Here is a 1,675-nt window from a genome sequence, read left to right as displayed (position 1 = left end):
GCTTCAACTCCCGCGCCCGCCTCGCCCAGCACGCGGCCACCCACCCCCGAGGGCCCGTCGAGAAGCTGCGCGAGCTCCGCGAGCAGGCCGAGGACTGGGACCTGCTCTCCCAGCGCATCGACGGCACCAACGACTGGCTGGCCCGGCACAGCGTTCCGACCAATCTCGTGCCCGACGACGACGCTCTCGCGAGGCTCGTCGACAACAGCGAGTCCCGCGTCCCGCTGAGCGAGGTCCCCGAACCCGGCCCGGCCGCCGGCGGGGGGCCGGGGTTCCGGCCCGTCAGGGCGGCCCAGCTCGCCTTCGAACAGCTCCACGTCGTCGACCGGTTCGGCCGCTCCCTCGCGATCATCAGCCCCGACAACGTCGACCACTTCCCGATCCTCCCGGCCGACAGCGTCACCGCCGACATCCCGGTGAACCCCGAGAACCCGTACCGCTACTTCGCACTGCCCCCGCGCATCCTCCAGCCCACCCGGCTGCGCTTCGACTTCGTCTCCACCCGGGACGACCACCAGCGCGTCGACGTGGACGCGGGTCCGCGCGAGGCGGCGGACGACACCCCCGTCTGCGGCTGGCTCCTGGCCAACCACCTCTCCCGGTCGCTGCTCGTCCACGCCCCGGACGGCACCGGTCTCGGCGAGATCCGTACGGCCCTGAACACCACGCACGAGCAGGTGGCCGCCTGGGACCCGCTGCCGGACTCGCCGTATCCCGACCTCCGTCCGGACAGCGACTCCGGCCGGGCCTTCGCCGCCGCGCACCCCCACCTGTACGGCTTCGTCACCGAGCTCCTGGCCGCCGGGCCGGACGCCTTCGCCGAGCTGCTCGCCACTGTCGACCAGTCCCTGTCCGCCACCGCGGCGGGGGAGGAGGACGACAGCCTGGCCGCGCTCGTGGGCCGTCCCATGGCCCTGCTGCGCGCCCGGATGAAGTTCGAGCTGAACGGGCCGCCGATGACGAGCTCGTCCTGGGCCGACGTCGTCGACCCGAACCCGCCCGCACCGGAGTTCACCGACTACCTGTGGAACGTCCGGCTGGGCGCCGCCGACATGCTCGGCGACGGGCTGGTCGGCTTCTTCCTCGGCTCCGACTACACCCGCCTGCACACGGCCCCCAGGCGGCAGCCCCGCAGCCCGGGCTACACGGTGCCCATCGACGGGCAGGAGATCGCGCTGCCCGCGCGCCCCGTCGCGCGCCCCGCCAGGATCGCGGACGAGGCCGCGGCCTGGGTGACGCTGCTCGCCGATCCCTGGGCGGCCGTCCACGCCGTCACCGACCTCCTGCCCGTGGGGCGCCTGCTGCTGCCGCCGACCTGGGTACGAGGACCCCTCGGCCGCATGAAGCTGTCCTTCCGGATGGGGCCGCTCCTCGCGGGGACCCGTATGGCCGCCACCGAGGAGGGCGGTACGCCCGTCGAGCACCTGGTCATGCCCGGCCCCGCCGGCTGGCGCGGTACCTGGCGGTGGGCCCAGCCGGCCGCGGCCGGGGGCTGGTCCCCGTATCCCCTGACCGCCCCGGACGCCCCGCTGGCCCTCACGGACGACACCCCGTCCGCCCGGCACGGCTTTCTCCAGCTCTCCGGCGCGCTCGGGGAAACCGACGGCACCGAACGCCAGTCACCACCCACTGGGAGCACGTCATGACCACCGCACTCGCGTACACCGTCCACACC

The 1,675-nt window shown here is 74.2% G+C and carries 1 pseudogene; it reads left to right on the top strand.

The features are described from left to right. Nucleotides 1-1,646, top strand: a pseudogene (locus K6I34_RS36655) (hypothetical protein); the annotation flags it as partial. Nucleotides 1,647-1,675: the final 29 nt, after the last annotated feature.

The organism is Streptomyces sp. UNOC14_S4, from assembly GCF_020740835.1.
In the GTDB taxonomy this organism is placed as follows: Bacteria; Actinomycetota; Actinomycetes; order Streptomycetales; family Streptomycetaceae; genus Streptomyces.
The sequence above is the reverse complement of the archived record's forward strand: the minus strand, read 5'-3'. Positions and strand labels throughout refer to the sequence as shown.